Genomic DNA, 22904 nt, shown 5'->3' with positions numbered 1-22904 from the left:
TCGTTTAGTGCGTTCCGCCAGTCTGTGTATGATTCATTTGCAACGTGGGATGTACAGCCGGAAGCGTTTTTCTTTACGAGTCTGCATAACAGGGATCTGTCATATAATGATTTCGATGAAGTAAAACAGCTTATTCATGATAGTATGGCGAACCGGGAGCAGTTATCTGAACAATCGGCTGAAACGATGATGAATCGTCTCGTACATGAACATATTGAATGGCTTTTAGATCAGCAGAAAGAAGAGAAGACACACTTTGAAGCGGTTGTTGCGGAAGCAGGAGTCCAGTCCATTGAAGAAAAAGAAGCGGCACTTGCAAAAGAACTGGAAAAGCGCGATGCGGCGTTCTGGTTGAAACAGTATGAACAAAAACGCGAAGATGTACTGAAAAATGCGATATTAATGCCGGCATCTACACGTGAAATGGCTCGCAGTTATTTAGAATCGACTCGTCCAGAATTTAAAGTAGGCATGCTGTTTGCGAAAAAGAAAACGGAAGAAGAACGTGAAAAACGTTTGAATGCGCTGCTTGTCGATTTGAAAAAACAGACAGAAGCACAGCTGGAGTGGCATGTGAGGCAAGTGACAGCTTCATGGCTGAAAGAAAGCGGCTTGGACGATCCATTGCTTGCTTTGAAGGCGGAGGAATTATCTGTGCCGATGGATTCATTCGTCATTACAGATGCAGTGAAATCGGGTGCTGGCGTAACAGGAGATGCTGTGCTGAATTACTGTGAAGATGTCGCTAGTCTCATTAAAAAGCGGGCTCGTGCTGTGTCGGATGAGTGGGAACGTGAGGCCGCACCGGTTTTAACGGAACAGTTTGAAGGAGAATATGCGCAGTTCGCGGCCGATCATCTTATTTGGAAAGAACGTCTTGCAGCAAAAGAAAAGCTTGTATCGCTTGAGTTTGCGCGAAATGTGCGTGAAAATGAGTTAAAAGAAACGTTGTTAATGGAAGACCCAGATATGCCGCCTATGATGGATGAGCTGATGGGAAAATGGCGTGTGGAAGCAGAAAATATAGCGGTTTACACCGGACAGGAAGATATGGAGGAAGTACGGAAAGAAGAGGAGCAGGCGATTGATACGGAACCGGTGCAGGAGATGGCTGTTATTGATGCAGCTTCTACGGTGAAAAAACTGCGTCATCTTGCGGACCGTTTAAACGGCGTGCCCGGTTTTGGCCGATTTATTGATGGTGCGATTCAAAAAGCGAAACGTCTTGAAAACAGAACGTATACAATTGCGTTATTCGGCGCGTTTTCAGCGGGAAAATCGTCGTTTGCGAATGCACTGCTCGGTGAAAAAGTACTGCCAGTATCACCGAATCCAACGACAGCTGCCGTTAACCGAATTCATCCCGTAGCAGAAGGGAAAAAACATCGCACGGCAGATGTTCATTTGAAGACAAGTTTCATGATGCTCGCCGATGTGAATGTATCACTCGGACTGTTCGGCCGCAGTGCGTCGTCGCTTCATGATGCATATAAAATGGTGCCAGGCGTGTTGGATTCGAATGAAGGTGAAGGGAAAGAAAAAATTCACTTATCTTTTTTACGCGCGTTTCACGCTGGTTTCCATGATTACGAAAGCCAGTCGGATGAGACGATTAACGTGGATCTTGACACGTTTAAACAATATGTCGCCAATGAACAAAAAAGCTGTTTCGTTCATTCAATTGATTTGTATTATGACTGTGATTTTACCCGTCTCGGTATTACACTTGTGGATACACCGGGAGCTGACTCGATTAATGCCCGCCATACGGGTGTCGCATTTGAATACATTAAAAATTCCGATGCGATTTTATTTGTCACGTATTACAATCATGCGTTTTCAAAGGCAGACCGGGAATTTCTCATCCAGCTCGGCCGTGTAAAAGATGCATTTGAGCTTGATAAAATGTTCTTTATGATTAACGCGATTGACTTAGCGGCGGATGAAGACGAACTGAATGAAGTGAAATCGTACGTGCGCGAACAGCTGCTTCAATATGGCATCCGTTTCCCGCGTCTTCATGGCGTATCGAGCATGCTTGCGGTCGAAGAAGCGAAGCGTGGCGAATGGGATCATCCACGGTCCGGTATGAAGCAATTTAAAGAGCCGTTTCGCGCGTTTTTATCAAACGACCTTGCGTCAATGGCGGTGCAGTCGGCGGAAGCAGAAGTGGAACGGGGCATTTTGCAGTTAGAGAAGTTAATTGAAACGGCGAAGGACAACCGCGATAATCGGACGCAAAAGAAAGCGGAACTAGAAGATAAGTGGAGCCGGATGGCTGTTGCAATCGACAGTGAGAATACAGACGTGGAGAAAAAGCGGATGATGCAGGAACTCGATGAACTTGTGTATTACATTAAACAACGTGTCTTTTATCGTTTCTCCGACTTTTTCAAAGAGTCATTTAACCCGGCCACGCTGAGTGGACAAGGAGACGTAAAAGGGTCTCTGCAAAAAGCGCTGGAAGAACTGCTTGAATCCGTCGGGTATGATCTTGCTCAAGAAATGAGGGCAACCTCAATTCGCGTTGAAAATCACGGTGTGAAATTGCTTCATGAAAAGCAGGCGCGTTTGACTAATAAAGCATCGTTGATTGAGCCGGAATTGCTTTTATCCCATTTGGATGCACCGAAACTCGTCGTGCCGGATTTTGATCCAGCCTTTACAGAAGTACCGCGCGAGCCGTTTGCAAAGCCGCTTTCATTATTTAAAAACGCCCGTGCGTTTTTTGAAAAAAATGAGAAGCAGGTGATGATGAAGGAGTTGCAAATGATGATCGAGGCACTGGCAGATCTGTATTTAGCCGATCAAAAAAATGCGCTTCAAACGAGTGCGTTCTTGTTCATTGAGCAGGGAACGGATGAGGTGAAAAAAGCCGCTTCATTAGACGTGAATGAACAGTTTACAGCGTGGCTTGATGTGCTAGAGCACAGTGAAAATATTGAGGAGTGGGAGCGGATTTTAAGTGACATCCAACCTGCCTCTTAATACACGCTTTCATGCATGTGCAACGTGCCGTCATTTCGAGGCGGTGAAAACATCTGCTAACATGATGTATAGATGCAGCAGGCTCGGGTTCGAAACGAACCCGGGCTACCGGTTTAACTGTTGGGACCCGAAAGACAATGTGAGAAAATTAATGGAAAAGGAACAGGTGAATGAACATGATCGTAACGACTGATTGGCTTCACGAACAGCTTGAAAATAACAATGTCATCCTTTTCGACTGCCGATTCAATCTGGCAGATCCAGCGGAAGGAGCGAAATTATATGAACAAAGCCACTTGCCAGGCGCTTTTTATGCACATCTTGACGCTCATCTATCGGGAGAAAAAGGAGCAGCAGGAGGGCGTCACCCATTACCGGATATGAGCGTATTTACACTCTTTTTAGAAAGCTGCGGTGTGTCTAATGACTCGACCGTTGTGGCATATGACGACGGCGTGTCAATGTTCGCTGGCCGTCTCTGGTGGCTGCTCAAATACGCGGGTCATGACGATGTACATATTTTAGACGGCGGATTTTCCGAATGGATGGAAAAAGGATACCCAATCACAACGGAAATGCCGATCCGACGCTCGGCTTCGTTTCAATTAAACGTGCAGGATGGCATGCGTGCATCCATTGAAGAAGTAAAAAATGCATCTGAAACAGGTTCATCTTTACTAATTGATTCCCGTGCACCAGTTCGTTACCTCGGTGAAATAGAACCGCTTGATCGTGTGCCTGGCCATATTCCGGGCGCGATTAACCGTTTTTTCGCGGAAGGATTGGACGGAACAAAATGGAAATCAAAAGAAGAGCAAGCATCTCGATTTGAACATATTCATAAGGATGAACCGGTTATTGTATACTGCGGCTCAGGTGTTTCAGCGACACCGAATGTGATGGCTTTGCAAATGGCAGGGTATAAAAATGTTAAATTGTATCCAGGCAGCTATAGTGAATGGTCAAGCGATACGTCACGTCCAGTTGAAACAGAAGGACGAGATATCGTTGATAAATGAAAAAAAGAAAATTTTAACCGTTCAGGTTTATTGAACGGTTCTTTTGTATATAGTGGTAAGAATAAAAAATTTTTATCAGCCAAATAATCTATGATAAATTCAAACAAAATACTATTCATACACTAGGGGGGTATGGTAAAGTATATGTAAGGGAGGTGGCAACGTGAAAGTAATGGAGATTCAAAAGTGTAATATGAACGACATGACTGGTGCTAATCGAAAGAGCCACCATTCTGAGAAAACGAAAAAAAATTTAGTGACGCGACTCAATCGGATAGAAGGTCAAATCCGTGGAATTAAAGGCCTCATCGAAAGGGATGTTTATTGTGATGATGTCATTACGCAAATTTCCGCGACGCAGGCGGCGTTAAACAGTGTGGCTAAAATTCTTCTCGAAGGACATATGAAAAATTGTATAGTCGAGCGTATCCAAGAAGGCGATCATGAAGTAGTGGATGAACTGCTTGTCACGATTCAAAAATTGATGAAAAAATAAATACTTAAAATGGAAGGAAGATAAAATAGTGGAACACACAACGTTAACTGTACAAGGAATGTCTTGCGGACATTGCATCCAATCCATTGAAGGCAGCGTAGGAGAACTGAATGGTGTGAACTCAGTAAAAGTTCATTTGCAAGAACATACAGTCGATGTGGAATTTGATAGAAAGCAAGTATCTTTGGATAAAATTAAAGATGCCATTGATGAACAAGGATATGAAGTGGCGTAAAGTACTTATAAAGCGTGCTGATCTTTCAGCACGTTCTTTCCGGCAGAAAATATACCCCATATAGGTATAAGGAGTGAGCAATATGAACGATCAAGCGAAGGAAACAAGCCTTCAAATTTCAGGTATGACATGTGTGGCCTGTGCTGTAAGGATTGAAAAGGGATTAAATAAACTGGATGGTGTAGAAAAGGCTACAGTAAACTTGGCATTAGAAAAATCCCAGGTAAAATACGATCCAGTTAAAATAAAGGAAGAAGATATTCAACAAAAAATTAACGACCTTGGTTATGGCGTGATCGTGGAAAAGAACGAATTTTTAATTTCCGGCATGACGTGTGCAGCGTGTGCGACAAGGATTGAAAAAGGATTAAATAAACTGGAAGGTGTGACGAATGCGAATGTCAATCTTGCTCTTGAGAGGGCGACGGTCGAATACAATCCTTCTGCTCTTTCGAAAACAGACGTCATAAAAAAAGTGGAGTCACTTGGATATGGCGCTGTTTTGAAAGAAGAAGACAGCAGCAAAGCGAGTATCGATCATCGGCAAAAAGAAATTGAAACACAGACAGGGAAGTTTATCTTTTCAGCCATTCTTTCTTTGCCTCTCTTATGGGCGATGTTTGGGCACTTTGAATTTACTTCTTCGTTCTATGTACCGGCCATGTTTATGAATCCGTGGGTACAATTAGCGCTCGTGACTCCTGTACAATTTATTATTGGGAAGCAGTTTTACATAGGAGCCTATAAAGCATTAAAAAATAAAAGTGCAAATATGGATGTGCTCGTTGCGTTAGGAACATCAGCCGCTTACTTTTACAGTTTGTATTTATCCTTTGAATCGATCGGACATTCTGGTCATATGGTCGAACTGTATTATGAAACGAGCTCGATTCTCATCACATTGATTATTTTAGGGAAATTGTTTGAAGTAAAAGCAAAAGGCCGTTCTTCGGAAGCGATCAAAAAATTAATAGGTTTACAGGCGAAAACAGCTCTCGTCGAACGAGATGAACAAGAGATGGAAATTCCACTTGAAGATGTGCTTGCAGGAGATATTCTTCATGTGAAGCCGGGTGAAAAAATTCCGGTAGACGGTATTATTATGGAAGGGCAATCCGCTGTTGATGAATCGATGCTGACAGGAGAAAGCATTCCAGCAGATAAAAAGCCGGGTGATGAAGTCATTGGTGCAACGATGAATAAAAATGGATTTTTGAAAATGAGAGCGACAAAAGTAGGCAGGGATACGGCTTTGTCGCAAATTATTAGAGTCGTGGAAGAAGCACAAGGATCAAAAGCACCGATTCAGCGGTTAGCAGATCAAATTTCCAGTGTTTTTGTTCCGATTGTCGTTGGAATAGCTGTTGTCACATTTTTAATCTGGTTCATTTGGGTGACGCCAGGAAACTTCGCTGAAGCGCTTGAAAAACTGATAGCTGTTTTAGTTATTGCCTGCCCTTGTGCGCTAGGACTTGCGACGCCAACATCCATTATGGCGGGATCAGGACGCGCTGCGGAGTACGGTATTTTGTTTAAAGGTGGAGAGCATTTAGAAACAACACACCGTATTGACACTGTCATTCTTGATAAAACAGGGACAATCACGAATGGGACGCCTGTATTAACGGACGTTTTAGTGCATGAATCCATTGATCAAGCAGAATTTCTTGCACTAGTTGGAGCCGCAGAAAAACAGTCAGAGCATCCACTGGCTCAGGCGATTGTACAAGGGGTTAAAGACAAAGGGATTTCATTAAAAGAAACAGGCCAATTTGAAGCGATCCCTGGTTTCGGCATTAAGGTCATGGTCGAAGAAAAAGAGTTACTGGTAGGGACACGTAAACTCATGAAGCAGTACAATGTAGATATGATGGGTGCCCACGTGAAAATGGTAGAGATGGAGAAGGAAGGAAAAACGGCTATGCTGGTGGCGATCAATGGCCGGTATGCAGGAATTGTCGCCGTAGCAGACACGATTAAGGAAACATCTAAAGCGGCTATCGGACGCCTAAAAGAGATGGGTCTCGAAGTCATTATGATGACAGGCGATAACAAACAGACAGCGCAGTCGATTGCCGGGCAGGTAGATATTGATCGTGTGATCGCGGAAGTTCTTCCAGAAGGAAAAGCAGATGAAGTGAAGAAGCTGCAAGCACAAGGGAAAAAAGTGGCCATGGTTGGCGATGGAATTAATGATGCACCGGCACTAGCAACGGCCGATATCGGGATGGCAATTGGAACAGGAACGGATGTCGCATTAGAAGCAGCGGATATTACGTTAATAAGAGGAGATCTGAATAGTATTGCTGATGCGATCTTTATGAGCAAGGTGACAATCCAGAATGTAAAACAAAACTTGTTCTGGGCGTTCGGCTACAATACAATCGGCATTCCGATCGCAGCTTTAGGCTTTCTGGCACCGTGGCTCGCAGGCGCTGCCATGGCATTCAGCTCGGTATCTGTTGTCCTTAATGCGCTTCGACTGCAAAAAGTAAAATTATAAGGGCGGGATTACATGAAAAATTGGGCATTTGCGGCAGTCGCTTATTTAATGGTTGTCATCGCTGTTTACAATAGCATCATTTAGGTAAAACTCATATATTTTGAGGATCTAGTCTGTAGACACCGTCTCCACTTTGAAGGCTGTGTCTGCAGGTTTTTTATTCTAAACCGTTCCTAGTATATAGATGTTTTGCAGAAGAACGAGAAAGGGTACAACATACATATCATATCCCTCGAGGTTCTAGTTTGTAAAAATAGGTTAAAACGATAAAGTAAATTACCTTCTTTTGCGGTAATAAAAACATATCATGTATTGGTGAAAGAAGTAGCGGCTGAGTATGGAACGGACGTACAATAAGAAACAGGGGATCAGACAACCGAAAATGAAGGTATCCACTTTCCGCAATGGCTGCTCATTCTAATTATTATCGCTGCTGTGTTTCTTGATTTTGAATTTTTTGGAGGAACGTTTACTTTTACTTCATTCTTTCCATTGTATCCAGAGGTGGTGGTAAAGGAGGAGACGGTCTGCGTGGCGATGGCGGTGAGGCAGAGGCAGGTGAGTGGTTATTAAATTTGTGCCGCCTAAATCAATAAGTAACCATAGTAGAATAGGGAGAACGAATATGTTTCAAAACGTTTGGCATTTACTTTTATGCCAGGCGTTTTATTGTTCTCAAAGGTATCCTGCCACATGCCCATTTTTCAAATACTCGCTAGTGATGAAGCTGAAATAGTTGATTAGCCATGAAAAAACACTGTTAGCTAGATGGGCATGGGTAAGTCTATGGTTGTATTCTTTTATAGTTTTTACTTTATTTGCAGTCAAGGTGAGTATGCCAGGTTCTTTATGAGATTTGTCGGTATCCCACCAAACAGTCATTTCATCTCCTGATTTTCCGAAGTTTCAAATGAAAATGGAATTCCAATCATTTGAGCGGTCAATTCATCGTAGGATATTAAATCTTTTTTGGACAACTCTTTTAAAGAGCGTTTCCCCATCGCTCTTAAGGCCATTTCCATTTCTTCTGTACAGGCAGTTAAGAATTTTTCCGCGGAATTAACCCCATCTTCGACATTGAATTGATCCTTGAATTTCCCATTATACCAGACAGCTTGTGTAGGCGGTTCAAACGGAAGGGCATTCAAGGACTGAGTATGTGAGACAGCAAATAACATCGCGGAGCCCACATATACGGCATCTGCCCCGAGTGCAAGCACTTTTAAAAAGTGTCCAGGTACTAAAAGTCCCCCTGAAACAATTAAACTAATATGTCCTTTCAACTTTCGTTTTTCTAGATGATTAACAGCTCGAACAACGCCATGTAATGTCGGGATGCCAAAGTCATCACTTAAAATGGGCGGTGACTCTTTCATGGCTGCTTGGCCACCATCAATCGCAATAAAATCGATCCCCAAGTCAATTAAATGATCAATATCTTCTTCAATTTTCCCCCCGGTCCCTATTTTCACCCCTATAGGAACGCCCCCTGATAGATTTCGCAGTTTCTCAACAAGTACTTTCAAATCTTCTAATGTTTGATTTTCATAAAAATGTTCAGAAATCACGGCTTCTTCATTTTCCTTAAGCCCCATTACCTCACGAGCCCGTCCTGTTAAATCTTTCGGTGGGATTTTCTTTCCCATCCCGAACACAGAACCTTGTCCCAACTTAATTTCAATCATGTCGGCCCGCTTAATCATGTCAACTTCCTTTGCCCATTTTGTTTTGGAAAACTGTAAAATATATTTTCCTGCTGTGTCTAATTCCTCAGGCAAGATTCCCCCTTCACCAGAATTAATCGCGGTTCCTGCATTTTTTGCGGCTTCCGCCAAAGAAAGCCTTGCTTGTTCACTTAGTCCAACCCCGTAGCCCATCCCGCTGATCATAAGTGGAATTTTTATTTGCATTGGTTTTTTTGCTCTTGGTCCAATGGTTACTTGTACATCAACATCATCTTCACCATTAATGGGAAATGGTGTCGTCTGTGCGGGGATAAATGTAATCTGATCAAGGTGCGGCCATTTTTGTGAAGAGCCGCCAAGAGGGCGGAAAAGGATCTTTCCTGTCGTTGCACGCAAGCTATTTTCAAGCATATTTTGAATGCCCATATGCCGAAGCCCTGGCATTAACTCCATAATATTTTCTTGATAGCTGTCGGTTAAAGTAATTTGTCCAGCTTTCTTCACTAGTTGTTTCATAATCCAACGCCAAAAAACAAGCATGAATAAAGTCAGGACAAATAATATGGATACCATTGTAAAAGTCAAATAAAATAATATGTTTTGCATAGTCACTTCTCCATCATTACATAAATTTCATACATAGATCGTTCCTAATATATTTATTAAAAAAATGATTGTATGATGAGAAAGAAAAATCTTTTTTGCCCTTTCATCTTTCGTTTTTCTAGATAAGTACTTGCCCAGATAACTGCATGAATTGTTGATATTCCCATATCATTAGATAAAATGAGCGGGGCGCCCCTTATCATGATTAATCGTCAATCGCAATATAATCAACAACTAAATTAATTAAATGATCAATGTCTTCTTCAATTTTGCCACTTCTCCCCATTTATATACTAATCGGAACTCCGTTTGATATGTTCTGCCTCAGAAAATGACCGTCTTTGCCATTCTCCATGTTGTGTATGAAACGACGGTGAATCAAAAACGAGCTGCTTAGCGAAAAAAATCCCTTTTTATGAGACATCTTTGTCATGCCTATTTTTCAGCTGCCCGCTAGCCGCGGAACGAGAATCGCTACCAAAAATACGAGAAATGATCGTTACAATTAGGGGATTATCTGAAGCAAGATCAGAAAATGTTTCGTTTGTCCTGGCTTGTACTCGGAATCTTGCTGATTGGTTATTTCGTCAGTGAATTTCTGAACGTTCCTGTTTCTATTATTGCCAGTATAGTCGCGCTATTCTTCTTGGCTATGGCCCGAAAAAGTCCGGCTGTTCACACGAAAAACGTCATCAAAGGGGCTCCGTGGGCGATTGTCTTTTTTTCGATCGGCATGTATGTGGTCGTTTACGGTCTGCGTAATGCAGGTTTAACGTCTGTTCTTGCGGATATGATTCAGGCAACGGCGGAACAAGGTTTGTTTGCCGCAACGATTGGCATGGGCTTTATCGCCGCTATTTTATCGTCGATTATGAATAACATGCCAACGGTGATGATCAACGCACTGGCGATTTCCGATACGGCTACATCCCCAATAATCAGGGAATCCTTAATTTACGCGTACGTCGTTGGATCGGATTTAGGTCCAAAGATTACGCCAATCGGATCACTTGCTACTTTATTATTGCTTCACGTCCTTCGTTTAAAAGGGGTCAAGATTTCATGGGGCACATACTTTAAAACAGGTATCATCTTAACCATTCCAACCTTGTTCATTACGTTAGTCGGGTTGTATCTATGGTTATTGCTTATTCATTAATCCATCAAATTGAACGTAAACGGGGACTGCTGCTATGTCTAAAAAAACAATTTATTTCTTATGCACGGGGAATTCTTGCCGCAGCCAGATAGCTGAGGATTGGGCAAAAAAATACTTAGGTGAAGAATGGCAAGTACTTAGTGCAGGTATCGAAGCACATGGGTTAAACCCGAATGCGGTAAAAGCGATGAAAGAAGTAAGTATTGATATTTCAAACCAGACATCGGATATCATTGATCCGGAAATCTTAAACAATGCAACGTTGGCTGTGACACTTTGTGACGATGCAGCTGATAAATGCCCAATCACACCTCCTTTAGTACGCCGTGAACACTGGGGATTTGACGATCCGGCCAAAGCGGAAGGAACAGAAGAAGAAAAATGGACGGTCTTCCAACGTGTCCGTGATAAAGTCGGTAAACGCATCGAACGATTCGCTAAAACGGGCGAATAATACGCCTTTATTTCTTTTTCTCAAAAATGTTAATCTTTCTTACGTAAAGTGTGAGGTATCTGTACCTGCTTCAGTCCCCTTTCATTTTAAGTGAAAGGGGACTGCTAGTACTTATTAATGGTATTTCGTTTTCAGTAAACGCAGTGAGTTGAGTACAACAATCAATGTGGCACCCATATCAGCGAAGATCGCCATCCATAGGGTCAACCATCCTGGAATGATCAAAAGTAAAGCTAGCAGTTTTAATCCGAACGCAAACGTGACATTCTGTTTAATCACATTGAGTGTTTTGCGGCTCAGGGCGATCGTGTATGGCAGTTTCTCCAGGTCATCAGCCATTAAGGCAATATCGGCTGTTTCTAACGCTGTATCTGTTCCAGCGCCTCCCATTGCGATTCCGACTGTGGCACTTGCAAGAGCAGGCGCATCGTTGATCCCATCGCCCACCATTGCTACTTTTCCATGCTGTTCCCTGAGTGATTTAATGGCTTCGAGTTTATCCTGAGGCATTAAGTCGGCTTTTACTTCACTTAATCCTAATTGCTTTCCTATCGCTTTTCCAGTCGCTTGATTATCACCAGTCAGCATGATAGTTTTTTCAATCCCTAGTTTTTGCAATTTTTGAATAATAGACAAGCTGCTTTCCCGTACCTGATCTGCTACGGCTAAATAACCTTTAATTTCTTCCTCTGTCCCAACCAGCATCACCGTTTTTCCTTGCTGTTGAAGGCCGATAATCTGATTTTGAATTTTTTTAGGAATGGATCTCATTTCATCAAACAATGTTGGGCTGCCAATAAAATAGGTCGTTTCGTTCAAAATGGCTTTTGCGCCTTTGCCCGTAATCGATTGGAAGTCATCAGCTGTATACTCATCTACATTCTCTTGTTCTGCTTTCCGAAGAATAGCAGAAGCCAAAGGATGCTGTGAAAATTTCTCAATGGCTGAAGCAATAGCCAAAATGTCTTTTTCACTCAGATCAGATAAAGAAACGACATTGGTCACATCTGGTTTTCCTTCTGTTAACGTGCCTGTTTTATCAAATGCAATGACGTTCAAACGGCCTGTTTCTTCTAAATGAATACCACCTTTGATTAAAACGCCATTTTTCGCTGCATTTCCGATTGCTGTTACAATCGCCACCGGCGTAGAAATAACGAGTGCACATGGACAACCTACGACAAGCACAGCCAAGCCGCGATAGATCCATTCTGACCATTCGGCCTCCATAAAAAGAGGTGGAATAATGGCTACCAAGAGCGCAATCATCATAATAGCGGGCGTATAATACTTAGCGAATTTATCAACAAATTGCTGTGAAGGGGCGCGCTCAGCTTGTGCTTCTTCCACTAAATGAATGATTTTTGCAATCGTCGTGTCTTCTGTACGTTTCGTCACACGGGCTTCTAAAAAACCTTCTTCATTTAAAGATCCGGCGAATACTTCATCACCAGTTTGTTTATGAACAGGAATCGACTCGCCTGTAATAGCGGCTTGGTTAATGGAAGACTGACCATTTAGCACTTCTCCGTCCATTGCTACTTTTTGACCGGGTTTAATGATCATAATATCGCCGACTTGAATGTCTTCTACATCGACTTCAAACTCATTCTTTCCCCGTTTAATAATAGCGGTGTCCGGTGCGATATCCATTAAAGACCGGATAGATTGGCGTGCTTTCTCCATTGAATAGCTTTCAAGTGCTTCGCTTACGGCGAAGAGAAAGACAACAACAGCACCTTCGCCCCATTCTCCAATAATCGCTGCGCCAATAATGGCTACAGTCATGAGCGTTTTCATATCAAATTGAAGTTTGGTTAGGTTTTTCAACCCAACTTTAAATAAAGCAAATCCACCAATTAAAATCGACAAGGCAAAAATCAATATAGTAGCCGGGCTGTCTTCCCCGATCGTGGAACTAGAAGCATAACCAAAGACCAAAAAGGCGAGCGAGACCATCGATTTTTTATTTTCGCGTTTTTGCCAAAATGGAATTTTTTCTTCTTTTCGTTTTTCGTTTGCCAGATAGACTTTAATGCCATCAAACGCACCGGCTGCTTCTAACTGCTCGACGGACGCTTCACCAACGATGGCAATTTTAGAGGCGCCAAAATTTAGTTGGACATCTTTAACGGTCTGAATATCCCGTATATTCTTTTCGAACTTCGCGGCACAACTTGTGCAGGATAATCCTTGCAGGCGATACTCATTTTTTGTTTCGCTCATTGTTATCAGTCCTCCCGTGAATGTTCAAGTGCAATGCGGACTAACTGGTGAACGTGTTCATCTTTTACGGAGTAATACACCAGTTTGCCCTCTTTTCGATATTTTGCTAGTCCCATATTTCGAAGCAGTCGTAAATGATGGGATGCCGTAGCTGTTGTGGAACCGATGATATGAGCCACGTCACAGACACACAATTCTTTTTCGAGCGTTAAGGCATAAACAATTTTCAATCGCGTTGCATCGGACATTGCTTTAAAAAGAAGTTCAACACCGTTCACATCGTTAATTTTCGGCTGCACACGTTTTACAATATCTTCGTTAAAACAAGACGTTTCGCACGTATCATCAGTCTGTTTGAGCTTTGCTTTTTCTGACATACGTATCCTCCTCATTCAAATATTCGTTTGATTGTATGTTTTTAGTGTATGATGAGTTTGCAAAATTGTCAATTGTACATTCAAATGATTATTTAATTATGAAGTAACGCTTGGTACAATTAAAGCGAAATAACAAGGTGGTGAATGGTTGTGAAGAAATCCACTTTGATAGTAGTCAAGTGGACGAAAAGACACTTGTTGGATCGATGGAAGAACCGTTAGAAAGCGGCGATTACACAGTAAACGGGCGTATTATTGGAGAAGATAGGCATCTCATTGAAGGGAACTATTCGTTTAACGTTCAGCAAGAAAATGAAGACAATGAGAGCTTAGACACGAGGGTTGAACAGACTGAAGAAAGCAATTATCAGCTGTGTTTTTTGAATAAGAATTCCCATACAGCTGTGAATAGTAAAAAACCAATTGCTATACCTACAATCAGCCCGTTTAATTTGATCGGCAGCGCTAAAGAATATCCTAGGATCGAAAAGAAAAGAAAAACCCCGGATAAAAGAACGCTGAAGAGGAAAAAGACAAGCAAGGAAAGACGCCTTCTGTCTGAAAGCAGTAAGGAAGCCATAATTGCCAAACCTTCCGGGATTTGATGAATCATCATGGCCGCAATAAATGAAGTGGATAAAATCTGATTATCTAATGTTGAACCGATGGCTAAGCCCGCCGGAATATTGTGAACGGCAATGGCTGCAATTAAAAATAACGCCGGCCGATATGTCGGAGACGATTTACCTTCCATTAAGTCATGGAGGCCCATACAAATCAGCACACCCAGCGAAGCACCAAAGGCAACACTTATAAAACCGTATTCCTTCAAAGCATGTGGAATTAGTTCTAAAACAAGTAATGCTGTTAAAACAAGACCGCAAAGAAGGTATAAATGTGGCGCTTTGATCTTAGGGATTTTGTAAAGAACACATGCGACAAGCGCTCCGACATTCGTTCCAAGAAAAAGATAAAAGCTGAGCAAGTACGATACTGTGTGCATAGTTACACTCCTATTCTCGAGAGATAGTTCATTTATATTCATGAGGGCAAATAAATAGTAAACAAGGAAAGCCTATTTATCTCTATCCAAGACAGTGACAGGAGGTGTTTATATGTATCAAACCGTCATCATAGGGGCCGGGCAAGCAGGGCTGGCCATGGGGTATTATCTGAAGGAAATGAATCAGTCGTTCCTTATTTTAGATAAAAATCGGGAAATCGGGGATGAGTGGAGAAATCGTTATGATTCTTTGGTGCTGTTTACGCCAAGAATGTACAGTTCTTTACCTGGGCTGCCACTGACTGGTGATCAGCAGGGGTTTCCAATGAAGGATGAAATTGCGAACTATTTGGCTGATTATGCAAATCGCTTTGATCTTCCTGTTCAATCAAAAACGGAAGTACTCTCAGTTCGAAAAGAAATGGGCCGTTTTTATATCAAAACGGAAGACCATGAATATGAAGCGGAGAACATCATAGTGGCATCCGGACCTTTTCAGAAACCGAACATCCCTTTATTCGCAAAGAGTTTGTCACCAGATGTTTTACAGATCCATTCTTCCCAGTATAAAAATCCACAGCAGCTGCGTTCTGGAAACGTGCTGGTTGTAGGCGGGGGCAACAGCGGGGCTCAAATTGCCGTGGAATTGTCCAACGAACGGAAAACGTACTTATCGATCAGTCAAAAAATCAAGTTTTTCCCGTTGGAAATAGGAAATAAAAGTATCTTTTGGTGGTTTGATAAGGCGGGAATATTGAAGGCTCCTCGTCATTCGTGGATTGCTAAAAAGATACAGGCAAGCGGAGATCCTATTTTCGGTTCGGAATTAAAAGTTGCATTGACAAGTGGGTCAGTGGTTCAAAAGAGCAGGACCGTAGATGGAGAAGACACAAAGATCCGGTTTCAGGATCAGTCTATGCTTGAAGTCCAAAACGTTATCTGGTCCACCGGTTTTGTTTTGGATTACAGCTGGCTGGAAGTGAAAGGGACGCTAAATTATGAGGGGCGACCCCTTCATAAAAGAGGGATTGCACAAATAGAAGGTTTATATTTTTTAGGACTGCCGTGGCAGTACCGACGCGGTTCCGCACTTCTTCAAGGGGTGGGAGAGGATGCTAAATATATTGCCGAATACATACAAAAAAGTGGAGGTACTTTATGAAAAACAGTAAAAAAATCGTGATTTCGACGCTTATTCTTTTTGCCGCGATCGTTGGACTTGTATTGTTTTTAAATAGAGAAGATGAAACGACACAGGAAACAGATCAAACGACGAACAGCAAAGGGCATCCTCCTATTGAGGGACAGCCGACTTTAGGAGGTGCGGATGCACCTGTTTCCATTGTCGAGTTTGGCGATTATAAATGCCCATCGTGCAAACAGTGGGGCGAAACGATATATCCTAAATTGATAGAAGACTATGTGGATACCGGGAAAGCAAAATTATCTTATATCAATGTGCTATTTCATGGAAAAGAGTCCATTCTCGCAGCACTGGCTTCCGAGTCTGTCTACAAACAAGATCCTGAATCATTCTGGGCATTTCATAAAGCAGTATTTGACGCGCAGCCGGCAACACAGGAACACGACAATCCGTGGGTGACAGTAGATAAATTAAAAGAAATAGCAGCAAAAACAGCACCGAATGTTGATCTTGCTCAGCTGGAAACCGATTTGAATGCAGATGGTACATCCGTAGCTGAAGATGTCAGCAAGGACGACGGTTTAGTGAAAGAGTTTAAGGTGCAGTTCACACCATCCATTATGGTGAATGGCGTCATGCTGGAAGATCCGTTTGATTATGAAACCATTGTATCTTTAATCGAAAAAGGGCAGGAAGAGGATAAGTAATGAGTGGTCAAATAAAAGCATCATTTATCCGAAACTACGCCCTGTATGCTGCCTGGATCGTAGCGGTTATCGCTACATTAGGAAGCCTTTATTTTAGTGAAATCAAAGAGTTTGTCCCATGTGAACTATGCTGGATTCAGCGGATTTTTATGTATCCATTAGCGATTATTCTAGGGATCGCAGCTTTTAATAACGAAATGAACATGAAGAAATATGTACTGCCCTTGTCCATCATTGGTGGATCAATTTCATTCTACCATTACCTTGTGCAAAAGGTGCCAGGTTTTGCGGAGATTAAGCCATGTGTTCAGGGTGTTCCATGCAATATTCAATATATTAATTGGTTTGGCTTTGTCACCATTCCTTTTCTTGCCTTAACAGCGTTTACGCTGATCAGCATTTTCATGCTGCTTTTGTATATGAGTATAGGGAAAAACAAAGGCTAAGAATATCGATCGTGAAACTCACTATCGGCTACTTCATTTTTAAAAACGTGAAATTAAAAGAGAAAGAGTGAAAGGCAATAGGACATTCGCATGATCGCAATCATTATGGAAGCAGTAATAAATCTGCTTTAAAAAAGGGCAATAAAATTCTTAAGAAACTATATAATTCGTTATAAACATAGATGATGGAAAGTAGGGACTATTATCATTTATACGATTGGTTTATTTTTACTTGCGGGGTTGGCAGAAATTGGTGGGGGGTATCTGATTTGGCTATGGCTAAGAGAAGGGAAGCCATTCTCTTGGGGAATCGCTGGAGGAGTGGCTTTAGCTTTGTACGGGGTGATTGCGACCTTTCAAACGTTCCCTACATTCGGCCGCGTTTATGCAGCTTACGGGGGAGTGTTTATTGTTCTTTCAGTTTTATGGGGGTGGGGAGTAGATAAAAAAACGCCTGATTTGTATGATTGGATCGGTGCTGTCATTTGTTTGGTCGGTGTTTCTGTCATGTTGTGGGGACCAAGACATTAAGTATAGTACTTAAATAAAAGAAAAGCATAGAAGAGTTTCAGCCAAGCTTTTCTTTTTATTTTTGTTTTATTTGGACAGTAAGCAGCATCATAAAGGAGATCATCACGATAGAAATCACCCATAGCCAAGCCATTTTCATATTGCCAGAATCAATTGCTACATAAATCGCTGTAGGAATGGTTTGGGTTTCTCCTGGAATATTACCAGCAAACATTAAGGTAGCACCAAATTCGCCTAAGGCTCGCGCAAAGCTTAATATGCTGCCTGAAATAAGAGTCTTGGATGCTAAAGGAATGGAAATAAAATAGAAAATTTTCCATTCATTCGCTCCGTCTATCCTGGCAGCTTCTTCGATCTTAACATTTACTCCTTGAAATCCTGACTTGGCGGACTGGTACATAAGTGGGAACGCTACAACTGCTGCAGCAATGACAGCAGCCCACCAAGTGAAAATGATGGGTTGCTTAAAAAGCCATTCAATCGCCTGTCCAGCCGTGCTATTCTTTCCAAAGATGACAATGAGAAAGAATCCAACAACTGTAGGAGGAAGAACCATTGGAAGCATGAGAATGGTTTCCAAAATGGCTTTTCCCTTAAAAGTCGTTCTAGCCAAAAAACGACCTACCAATGTTCCTATTATAATGACAACAAAGCCTGACACAATCGCTATTTTTAAAGACAACCATATCGGACTCAAAAATTCTTGCATTAAAGCTTCATTCAGTAGTAAATCCATAGTCCCTAAATACCTTCATCGCTTCATCGCTTTGTAGATAGCTGTAAAAATCTTTTGTCTCTTCGTAATGTTTGGAATCCTTAATAATGCCTGCTGGATAAATAATAGGTGTATGGGTCCCAGGATCGGCTGTTGCGATTATATTTACTTTGTCAGAGATTAATGCATCTGTTTTGTAAACAATTCCTGCGCCAACATTTCCCGTTTCTACATAGGATAATACTTGACGTACATCCTTAGCATAAACGACTTTTGACTCAACATTTTTCCATACATCCATTTTTTCAAGAGACTCCTTTGCATAGTTCCCCGCTGGTACTGATTCAGGAGTTCCAATTGAAATTTTATCTACCTCTTCTTTTGCAAGGTCATGAAAACTTTCAATGATGGACTGTTCCTCCTTTGGGACAACGAGTACTAGTTCATTCCCAACAAGATCCACTCCGTCTTCTTTTGCAATATCCCCACTGTCTACCAATTGGTCAAACTTATCTTCCGCAGCCGAGAAAAAGAGATCAACAGGTGCTCCCTGAGAAATTTGTTGCTGCAAGGCACCAGAAGCTCCATAGTTAAATTTTAATTCCACTTCAGGATGTTCTTTTTTATATGCACTCTGAATAGCTGTCATGGCATCTTTCAAACTAGCTGCTGCTGAAACAGTTAATTCTACTGTTTCCATATTTTCAGATGCTGGTTCCTTCTTATCTGAAGATTGATCTGTGCCTTGGTTATTAGAGCATGCCACTACAAACATAAGTAAAGATAGGAGAGTAATGACGAATTTCAACCTTTTTTGCATGTATCTCACCTCTTCAATTAAGATATAATTAGTTATAACTAATTATATCTTATTATAAACTATTATAATTGTCTATGAAACTTGTTCCTATTTTGGATAAATACGGTTTTTTGTTTTGTTATCAAAGAAGTGAGCTTTATTCATATCTAATGCTAATGTGAGGACTTGTCCTCGTTTAACATTAGAGTGAGAATGGATACGAGTAATGAATGGTTGATTGTCAATTTGTGAGTACAACATTGTTTCTGCACCCATTAATTCAGTTACCTCTATTGGTTCATTCTTGTTGTAGACTTTATAGATGTGTTGTAATTTTAATTCAGCCATAACCATCATCTCCTTAAAACAGAAAGTATTTTATATTTAGTTATATCTTATTATAATAGAATATAACTATAGAGTAGATCTCTTTTTGGAATTTATTGATAAAAAATAATTGAGTTATAATGAATGGGGAGGGATCGTATGAACCAAAATTCGTCTTACACTATTGAAGAGGTTTCTCAATTACTCAAGATATCTAAATTGACAGTCTATGACTTAATCAAAAAAGGAGCGCTTCCTGCTTATCGAGTTGGAAGGCAAATGAGGGTCGATCAACAAGACATTGAACAATATAAAACGAAAAATAAAACAGGCATAGGGCATGAAGATCCCCATAATATAGAGGTGAATAAGGGATCTAAAAAAAAGAATAAAAATCAAGTAGTGATTAGTGGTCAGGACATCGTTTTAGATATGTTAAGTAAATATATTGAAACACATACCTCCCTTACCCCTTTAAGATTATATAACGGCAGTTTAAACAGTCTGATTTCGATGTATAACGGAGAATGTGATGTGGTGAGTGTCCATTTGTATGATGGTGACACGGATGAATATAATCTCCCCTATGTTAAACGTATATTGATTAGTCAGCCGTTTATACTGATTAATTTAGTCTGTAGAAATGCAGGGCTGTATGTACAACAAGGAAATCCGCAGAATATAAAAGGATGGGATGATTTAGCTAATCCTCATATTACGCTTGTTAATCGTGAAAAAGGTTCGGGAGCAAGAGTTTTACTCGATGAACAACTAAGGATGAATGAAATCTCTACAGATTCACTAAAGGGATATGAAAGAGAATTGACGAGTCATTTTTCTGTAGCTTCAGCCGTGGCTAGTGGACAAGCTGATGCAGGTGTAGGGATCGAAAATGTCGCCAAAATGGTCAATGTGGACTTTATCCCACAGATTAAAGAACAATATGATTTAGTCATTTTAAAAACAAAAGAAAACAAGGAATTACTCAAAGTCATTAAAGAAGCTGTCTATTCCACTGAATATCGTTCTCAATTAGAACAATTAAACGGATATGATCTCAGTCTTACGGGGAAGATCATATTCGAATCTTAAGAAGGATAGCGAGCACATCAGGAAAAGAGTAGATTATTTGAAGAAACGAAAGAAAAAGGGGACTCATAAAGAATCAGAAAAGCTTTCAAAACGCTGGCGGTGTAAAGAAAGCTCTTCAAGTTATGGATCCGTTTATTAAAAAAAGTGAGCAAGATGCAGGCTGAATCGTTACAAAGAATTTGTTTTGGAAATTCTTTGCAAGAATTAAACACAGGAGTATGATAATCACCAGTTTCGCATTTCTAAATCGCTGAAACCATCAGGTACGGGGGAACCATTTTTTGTGGATTGTTTCATAATCCGAGGGGTGAATCCTTTTTAGGTAGGGCTACTCAAAGGCCCGAATCCGACAGCTAACCTCGTAAGCGTTATATTGAGAAGGAAGGTGGAGCTTGTGAGACAAGAAACGTAATGTCTACAAGTCTATTAACGATGACTTGTAGACATTTTTTTGTTTTTTATGTCATTGTTTTCTTTTCGCTGAGATGTTTATTTCATTAATAGGACAATGTACTTATTAATAATAATTAGAGGAAAACACGAGTGCATCAAACTATCAGGTTACGGTCGTCATTCCACAATTTATTCCTAAAAAAGGCTGGCACAATATACTTCATAATCAGTCAAGTTTACTTATACGCTCCTTTTTGCTTTATCGAAGAAACGTAGTTGTTACGACTGTGCCTTATCATTTGAAAAAATAATAATGCCAATACAACATAGATGAAGCAGGCTGACCAAAAGCTGCTTCATTTTTTAAATTCAATAGGTCTTACGTCTAATCCTTACGAGAAAGCCATTGTGGATTCAAGCCTAGGAGCTTAGAGAGGGTACTAACGAAAAAAGCAGACCGAATGGTCTGCTTTTTTATGCTGATTTTTGCACATCCTCTAAATATTGCTTTGCCTTTATAGGATTATATTGGCCTTCCCATTTAGATAAAACAATCGCTGCTAAAGAGTTTCCGACAACATTGACAACTGTACGAGCCATATCGAGAATACGGTCAATTCCAGCTATGAAAGCGAGCCCTTCAGCTGGTATACCGACACTTCCTAGCGTAGCGAGTAATACGACAAATGATACGCCAGGAACCCCGGCAATCCCTTTAGATGTAACCATTAATACGAGCAATAATGATATTTGATCAGCGATAGATAAATCAATTCCGTACATTTGTGCGATGAAAAGAGCCGCTATAGCCTGATAGAGAGTAGATCCATCCAAGTTAAAGGAATACCCTGTCGGAATAACAAAGGAAACAATGGCTTTAGGACAGCCGAATTTCTCCATTTTCTCCATTAACTTTGGCAGAACTGTTTCTGAACTTGCTGTCGAATAAGCGAGGATTAACTCATCTTTCAATATTCTAAACAAGTGGAAAATATTTACCCCTACAAACTTTGCTACTAATCCTAGTACGATTACGATGAAGAAGAACATGGCACCGTACACTAAAATGACGAGCTTACTAAGAGGAATGAGTGAAGCTAGTCCAAATTTGGATACTGTCACACCGATGAGAGCAAATACACCAAACGGAGCAAATTTCATAATTTGATTGGTAACAAAAAACATCGCGTCCGCTGTACCCTGGAAAAATTGGAGAACCGGTTTTCCTTTTTCTCCGATAGCAGCCACACCAAGACCAAAGATGACTGAAAAGAAAATAATGGCTAACATATCACCTTTAGCAAGCGATTCAAATAGATTTGCAGGGACAATGTTGACAAAGGTATCAGCAAAACTGTGATTTTGTACTTCTTCTGCTGTACTGACATAACTATCGATATTTCCCTTATCTAAGGAATTCATATCAAGGCCGGCACCCGGCTGAAAAATATTTGCGGCAAATAAACCGACAATGATCGCAAACGTTGTAATAATCTCAAAATATAGGAGCGTTTTTCCGCCTAGTTTTCCTAACTTCTTAATATCACCTACACCTGCTACTCCGATGATGAGGCTTGCGACGACGATAGGAATGACAATCATTTTAATCAATCGAATAAATATATCACCAATGGGCTGTAAATAGGTTTGCACAGCAGGATTTTCGTAAAAGATCGCTCCTACCGCAATACCTATTATTAAACCAATCAATATTTGCCAAGCTAAACTAACCTTTTTCAAACAATCAGTCCTTTCGACGATTTAATATGGATTTAAATAATATTTGCCCTCTACAAGAAAGACGGCTATACCTGTCCATTGAAATATTAAGCGCTTTCAAAAGATATTATTGATATTGTATAAATGTAAAGGAGCACCTACAGAATCATACAAATACCTACAAAAAAGCTGTAATTTTTGAAAAAAATGAACGTTGTTGTTTTAATAGTAGAGGGATTGTAGGGAGCGTCAAGAATTTTGTGTAAATGACGGAATCCCT

At 40.9% G+C, this 22904-nt stretch carries 19 protein-coding genes, 3 pseudogenes and 1 riboswitch; of the genes and pseudogenes, 14 read left to right on the top strand and 8 right to left on the bottom strand.

Going from position 1 to position 22904, the window contains the following annotated elements:
* The 6 genes from AWH49_RS08740 to AWH49_RS08720 all read left to right on the top strand — a co-directional run.
* Positions 1-2988: dynamin family protein (locus AWH49_RS08740; protein WP_063965383.1), on the top strand; the 2988-nt coding region annotated here is incomplete at its 5' end.
* A complete protein-coding gene (locus tag AWH49_RS19115; RefSeq protein WP_244886790.1) occupies positions 2966-3181 on the top strand; it encodes a hypothetical protein in 216 nt (71 codons plus the stop codon). The genes AWH49_RS08740 and AWH49_RS19115, both read left to right, overlap by 23 nt.
* A complete protein-coding gene (locus AWH49_RS08735; RefSeq protein ID WP_034285899.1) occupies positions 3159-4007 on the top strand; it encodes a sulfurtransferase in 849 nt (282 codons plus the stop codon). The genes AWH49_RS19115 and AWH49_RS08735 overlap by 23 nt, the downstream gene beginning before the upstream one ends.
* Before the next feature lie 172 nt (positions 4008-4179).
* The gene (locus tag AWH49_RS08730) at positions 4180-4503 is read left to right on the top strand and encodes a metal-sensitive transcriptional regulator (protein ID WP_063965382.1); all 324 of its coding nucleotides are present in this window, start codon (positions 4180-4182) and stop codon (positions 4501-4503) included.
* Positions 4504-4531: 28 nt separating this feature from the next.
* Entirely contained in the window at positions 4532-4738 is a 207-nt protein-coding gene (gene copZ, locus AWH49_RS08725; protein ID WP_063965381.1) for a copper chaperone CopZ, read from the top strand.
* A gap of 82 nt (positions 4739-4820) precedes the next feature.
* Positions 4821-7241, top strand: a complete 2421-nt coding sequence (locus AWH49_RS08720; protein ID WP_063965380.1) for a heavy metal translocating P-type ATPase — start codon at positions 4821-4823, stop codon at positions 7239-7241.
* Between the two features lie 878 nt (positions 7242-8119).
* On the opposite strand, the gene AWH49_RS08710 is transcribed toward AWH49_RS08720, so the two are convergent.
* Positions 8120-9532, bottom strand: coding sequence for an FMN-binding glutamate synthase family protein (locus tag AWH49_RS08710; protein ID WP_063965378.1), 1413 nt, complete (start codon positions 9530-9532; stop codon positions 8120-8122).
* A 523-nt stretch (positions 9533-10055) separates the two neighbouring features.
* Between AWH49_RS08710 and AWH49_RS08705 the strand changes: the two are divergent.
* Both AWH49_RS08705 and arsC read left to right on the top strand, forming a co-directional pair.
* A pseudogene (locus AWH49_RS08705) lies at positions 10056-10691 on the top strand (ArsB/NhaD family transporter); the annotation flags it as partial.
* Between the two features lie 34 nt (positions 10692-10725).
* On the top strand, positions 10726-11145 hold the full coding sequence (arsC, locus tag AWH49_RS08700; protein ID WP_063965377.1) for an arsenate reductase (thioredoxin): 420 nt from the start codon (positions 10726-10728) through the stop codon (positions 11143-11145).
* A 114-nt stretch (positions 11146-11259) separates the two neighbouring features.
* On the opposite strand, the gene AWH49_RS08695 is transcribed toward arsC, so the two are convergent.
* Positions 11260-13371, bottom strand: a complete 2112-nt coding sequence (locus tag AWH49_RS08695; RefSeq protein ID WP_063965376.1) for a heavy metal translocating P-type ATPase — start codon at positions 13369-13371, stop codon at positions 11260-11262.
* 5 nt (positions 13372-13376) lie between these two features.
* Positions 13377-13748: an ArsR/SmtB family transcription factor gene (locus AWH49_RS08690; protein ID WP_063965375.1), complete on the bottom strand. Its 372-nt coding sequence runs from the start codon at positions 13746-13748 to the stop codon at positions 13377-13379.
* A gap of 137 nt (positions 13749-13885) precedes the next feature.
* Between AWH49_RS08690 and AWH49_RS21225 the strand changes: the two are divergent.
* Positions 13886-14038 (top strand): annotated as a pseudogene (locus tag AWH49_RS21225) (copper resistance CopC family protein); the annotation flags it as partial.
* A 77-nt stretch (positions 14039-14115) separates the two neighbouring features.
* On the opposite strand, the gene AWH49_RS19960 reads toward AWH49_RS21225, so the two are convergent.
* Positions 14116-14751, bottom strand: coding sequence for a ZIP family metal transporter (locus tag AWH49_RS19960; protein ID WP_063965374.1), 636 nt, complete (start codon positions 14749-14751; stop codon positions 14116-14118).
* A gap of 112 nt (positions 14752-14863) precedes the next feature.
* Between AWH49_RS19960 and AWH49_RS08680 the strand changes: the two genes are divergently transcribed.
* From AWH49_RS08680 to AWH49_RS08665, 4 genes are all read left to right on the top strand, one after another.
* Positions 14864-15913, top strand: coding sequence for a flavin-containing monooxygenase (locus AWH49_RS08680; protein WP_063965373.1), 1050 nt, complete (start codon positions 14864-14866; stop codon positions 15911-15913).
* Positions 15910-16602, top strand: coding sequence for a DsbA family protein (locus AWH49_RS08675; protein ID WP_063965372.1), 693 nt, complete (start codon positions 15910-15912; stop codon positions 16600-16602). The genes AWH49_RS08680 and AWH49_RS08675 overlap by 4 nt, the downstream gene beginning before the upstream one ends.
* A complete protein-coding gene (locus AWH49_RS08670) occupies positions 16602-17048 on the top strand; it encodes a disulfide oxidoreductase (protein WP_063965371.1) in 447 nt (148 codons plus the stop codon). Before AWH49_RS08675 ends, AWH49_RS08670 begins: the two co-directional genes overlap by 1 nt.
* A 204-nt stretch (positions 17049-17252) precedes the next feature.
* Positions 17253-17579: a YnfA family protein gene (locus AWH49_RS08665; RefSeq protein WP_026221673.1), complete on the top strand. Its 327-nt coding sequence runs from the start codon at positions 17253-17255 to the stop codon at positions 17577-17579.
* Between the two features lie 55 nt (positions 17580-17634).
* Here AWH49_RS08665 and modB read toward each other — a convergent pair whose 3' ends face one another.
* The 3 genes and pseudogenes from modB to AWH49_RS08650 all read right to left on the bottom strand — a co-directional run.
* A complete protein-coding gene (gene modB / locus AWH49_RS08660; protein ID WP_063965370.1) occupies positions 17635-18315 on the bottom strand; it encodes a molybdate ABC transporter permease subunit in 681 nt (226 codons plus the stop codon).
* Positions 18296-19114 (bottom strand): molybdate ABC transporter substrate-binding protein, encoded by an 819-nt coding sequence (gene modA / locus AWH49_RS08655; RefSeq protein ID WP_063965369.1) that lies wholly within the window; start codon positions 19112-19114, stop codon positions 18296-18298. The genes modB and modA overlap by 20 nt, the downstream gene beginning before the upstream one ends.
* Positions 19115-19201: 87 nt before the next feature.
* A pseudogene (locus AWH49_RS08650) lies at positions 19202-19387 on the bottom strand (sugar ABC transporter ATP-binding protein); the annotation flags it as partial.
* 192 nt (positions 19388-19579) lie between these two features.
* Between AWH49_RS08650 and AWH49_RS08645 the strand changes: the two are divergent.
* A complete protein-coding gene (locus AWH49_RS08645) occupies positions 19580-20512 on the top strand; it encodes a substrate-binding domain-containing protein (RefSeq protein WP_063965367.1) in 933 nt (310 codons plus the stop codon).
* A 238-nt stretch (positions 20513-20750) separates the two neighbouring features.
* Positions 20751-20895, top strand: a riboswitch (cyclic di-AMP (ydaO/yuaA leader).
* A gap of 484 nt (positions 20896-21379) precedes the next feature.
* Here the strand turns inward: AWH49_RS08645 and AWH49_RS08640 are convergent.
* Positions 21380-22645, bottom strand: coding sequence for a cation:dicarboxylate symporter family transporter (locus AWH49_RS08640; protein ID WP_063965366.1), 1266 nt, complete (start codon positions 22643-22645; stop codon positions 21380-21382).
* Positions 22646-22904 lie beyond the last annotated feature (259 nt).

The organism is Domibacillus aminovorans, assembly GCF_001643235.1.
In the GTDB taxonomy this organism is placed as follows: Bacteria; Bacillota; Bacilli; order Bacillales; family Domibacillaceae; genus Domibacillus; species Domibacillus aminovorans.
The sequence above is the reverse complement of the archived record's forward strand: the minus strand, read 5'-3'. Positions and strand labels throughout refer to the sequence as shown.

Bases quoted from the DNA above. Each gene is read 5' to 3' on its own strand.
- AWH49_RS08735 (WP_034285899.1), top strand. From the start codon at position 3,159: ATGAACATGATCGTAACGACTGATTGGCTTCACGAACAGCTTGAAAAT.
- AWH49_RS08730 (WP_063965382.1), top strand. From the start codon at position 4,180: ATGGAGATTCAAAAGTGTAATATGAACGACATGACTGGTGCTAATCGA.
- AWH49_RS08720 (WP_063965380.1), top strand. From the start codon at position 4,821: ATGAACGATCAAGCGAAGGAAACAAGCCTTCAAATTTCAGGTATGACA.
- AWH49_RS08710 (WP_063965378.1), bottom strand. From the start codon at position 9,532: ATGCAAAACATATTATTTTATTTGACTTTTACAATGGTATCCATATTA.
- arsC (WP_063965377.1), top strand. From the start codon at position 10,726: ATGTCTAAAAAAACAATTTATTTCTTATGCACGGGGAATTCTTGCCGC.
- AWH49_RS08695 (WP_063965376.1), bottom strand. From the start codon at position 13,371: ATGAGCGAAACAAAAAATGAGTATCGCCTGCAAGGATTATCCTGCACA.
- AWH49_RS08690 (WP_063965375.1), bottom strand. From the start codon at position 13,748: ATGTCAGAAAAAGCAAAGCTCAAACAGACTGATGATACGTGCGAAACG.
- AWH49_RS19960 (WP_063965374.1), bottom strand. From the start codon at position 14,751: ATGCACACAGTATCGTACTTGCTCAGCTTTTATCTTTTTCTTGGAACG.
- AWH49_RS08680 (WP_063965373.1), top strand. From the start codon at position 14,864: ATGTATCAAACCGTCATCATAGGGGCCGGGCAAGCAGGGCTGGCCATG.
- AWH49_RS08675 (WP_063965372.1), top strand. From the start codon at position 15,910: ATGAAAAACAGTAAAAAAATCGTGATTTCGACGCTTATTCTTTTTGCC.
- AWH49_RS08670 (WP_063965371.1), top strand. From the start codon at position 16,602: ATGAGTGGTCAAATAAAAGCATCATTTATCCGAAACTACGCCCTGTAT.
- modB (WP_063965370.1), bottom strand. From the start codon at position 18,315: ATGGATTTACTACTGAATGAAGCTTTAATGCAAGAATTTTTGAGTCCG.
- modA (WP_063965369.1), bottom strand. From the start codon at position 19,114: ATGCAAAAAAGGTTGAAATTCGTCATTACTCTCCTATCTTTACTTATG.
- AWH49_RS08645 (WP_063965367.1), top strand. From the start codon at position 19,580: ATGAACCAAAATTCGTCTTACACTATTGAAGAGGTTTCTCAATTACTC.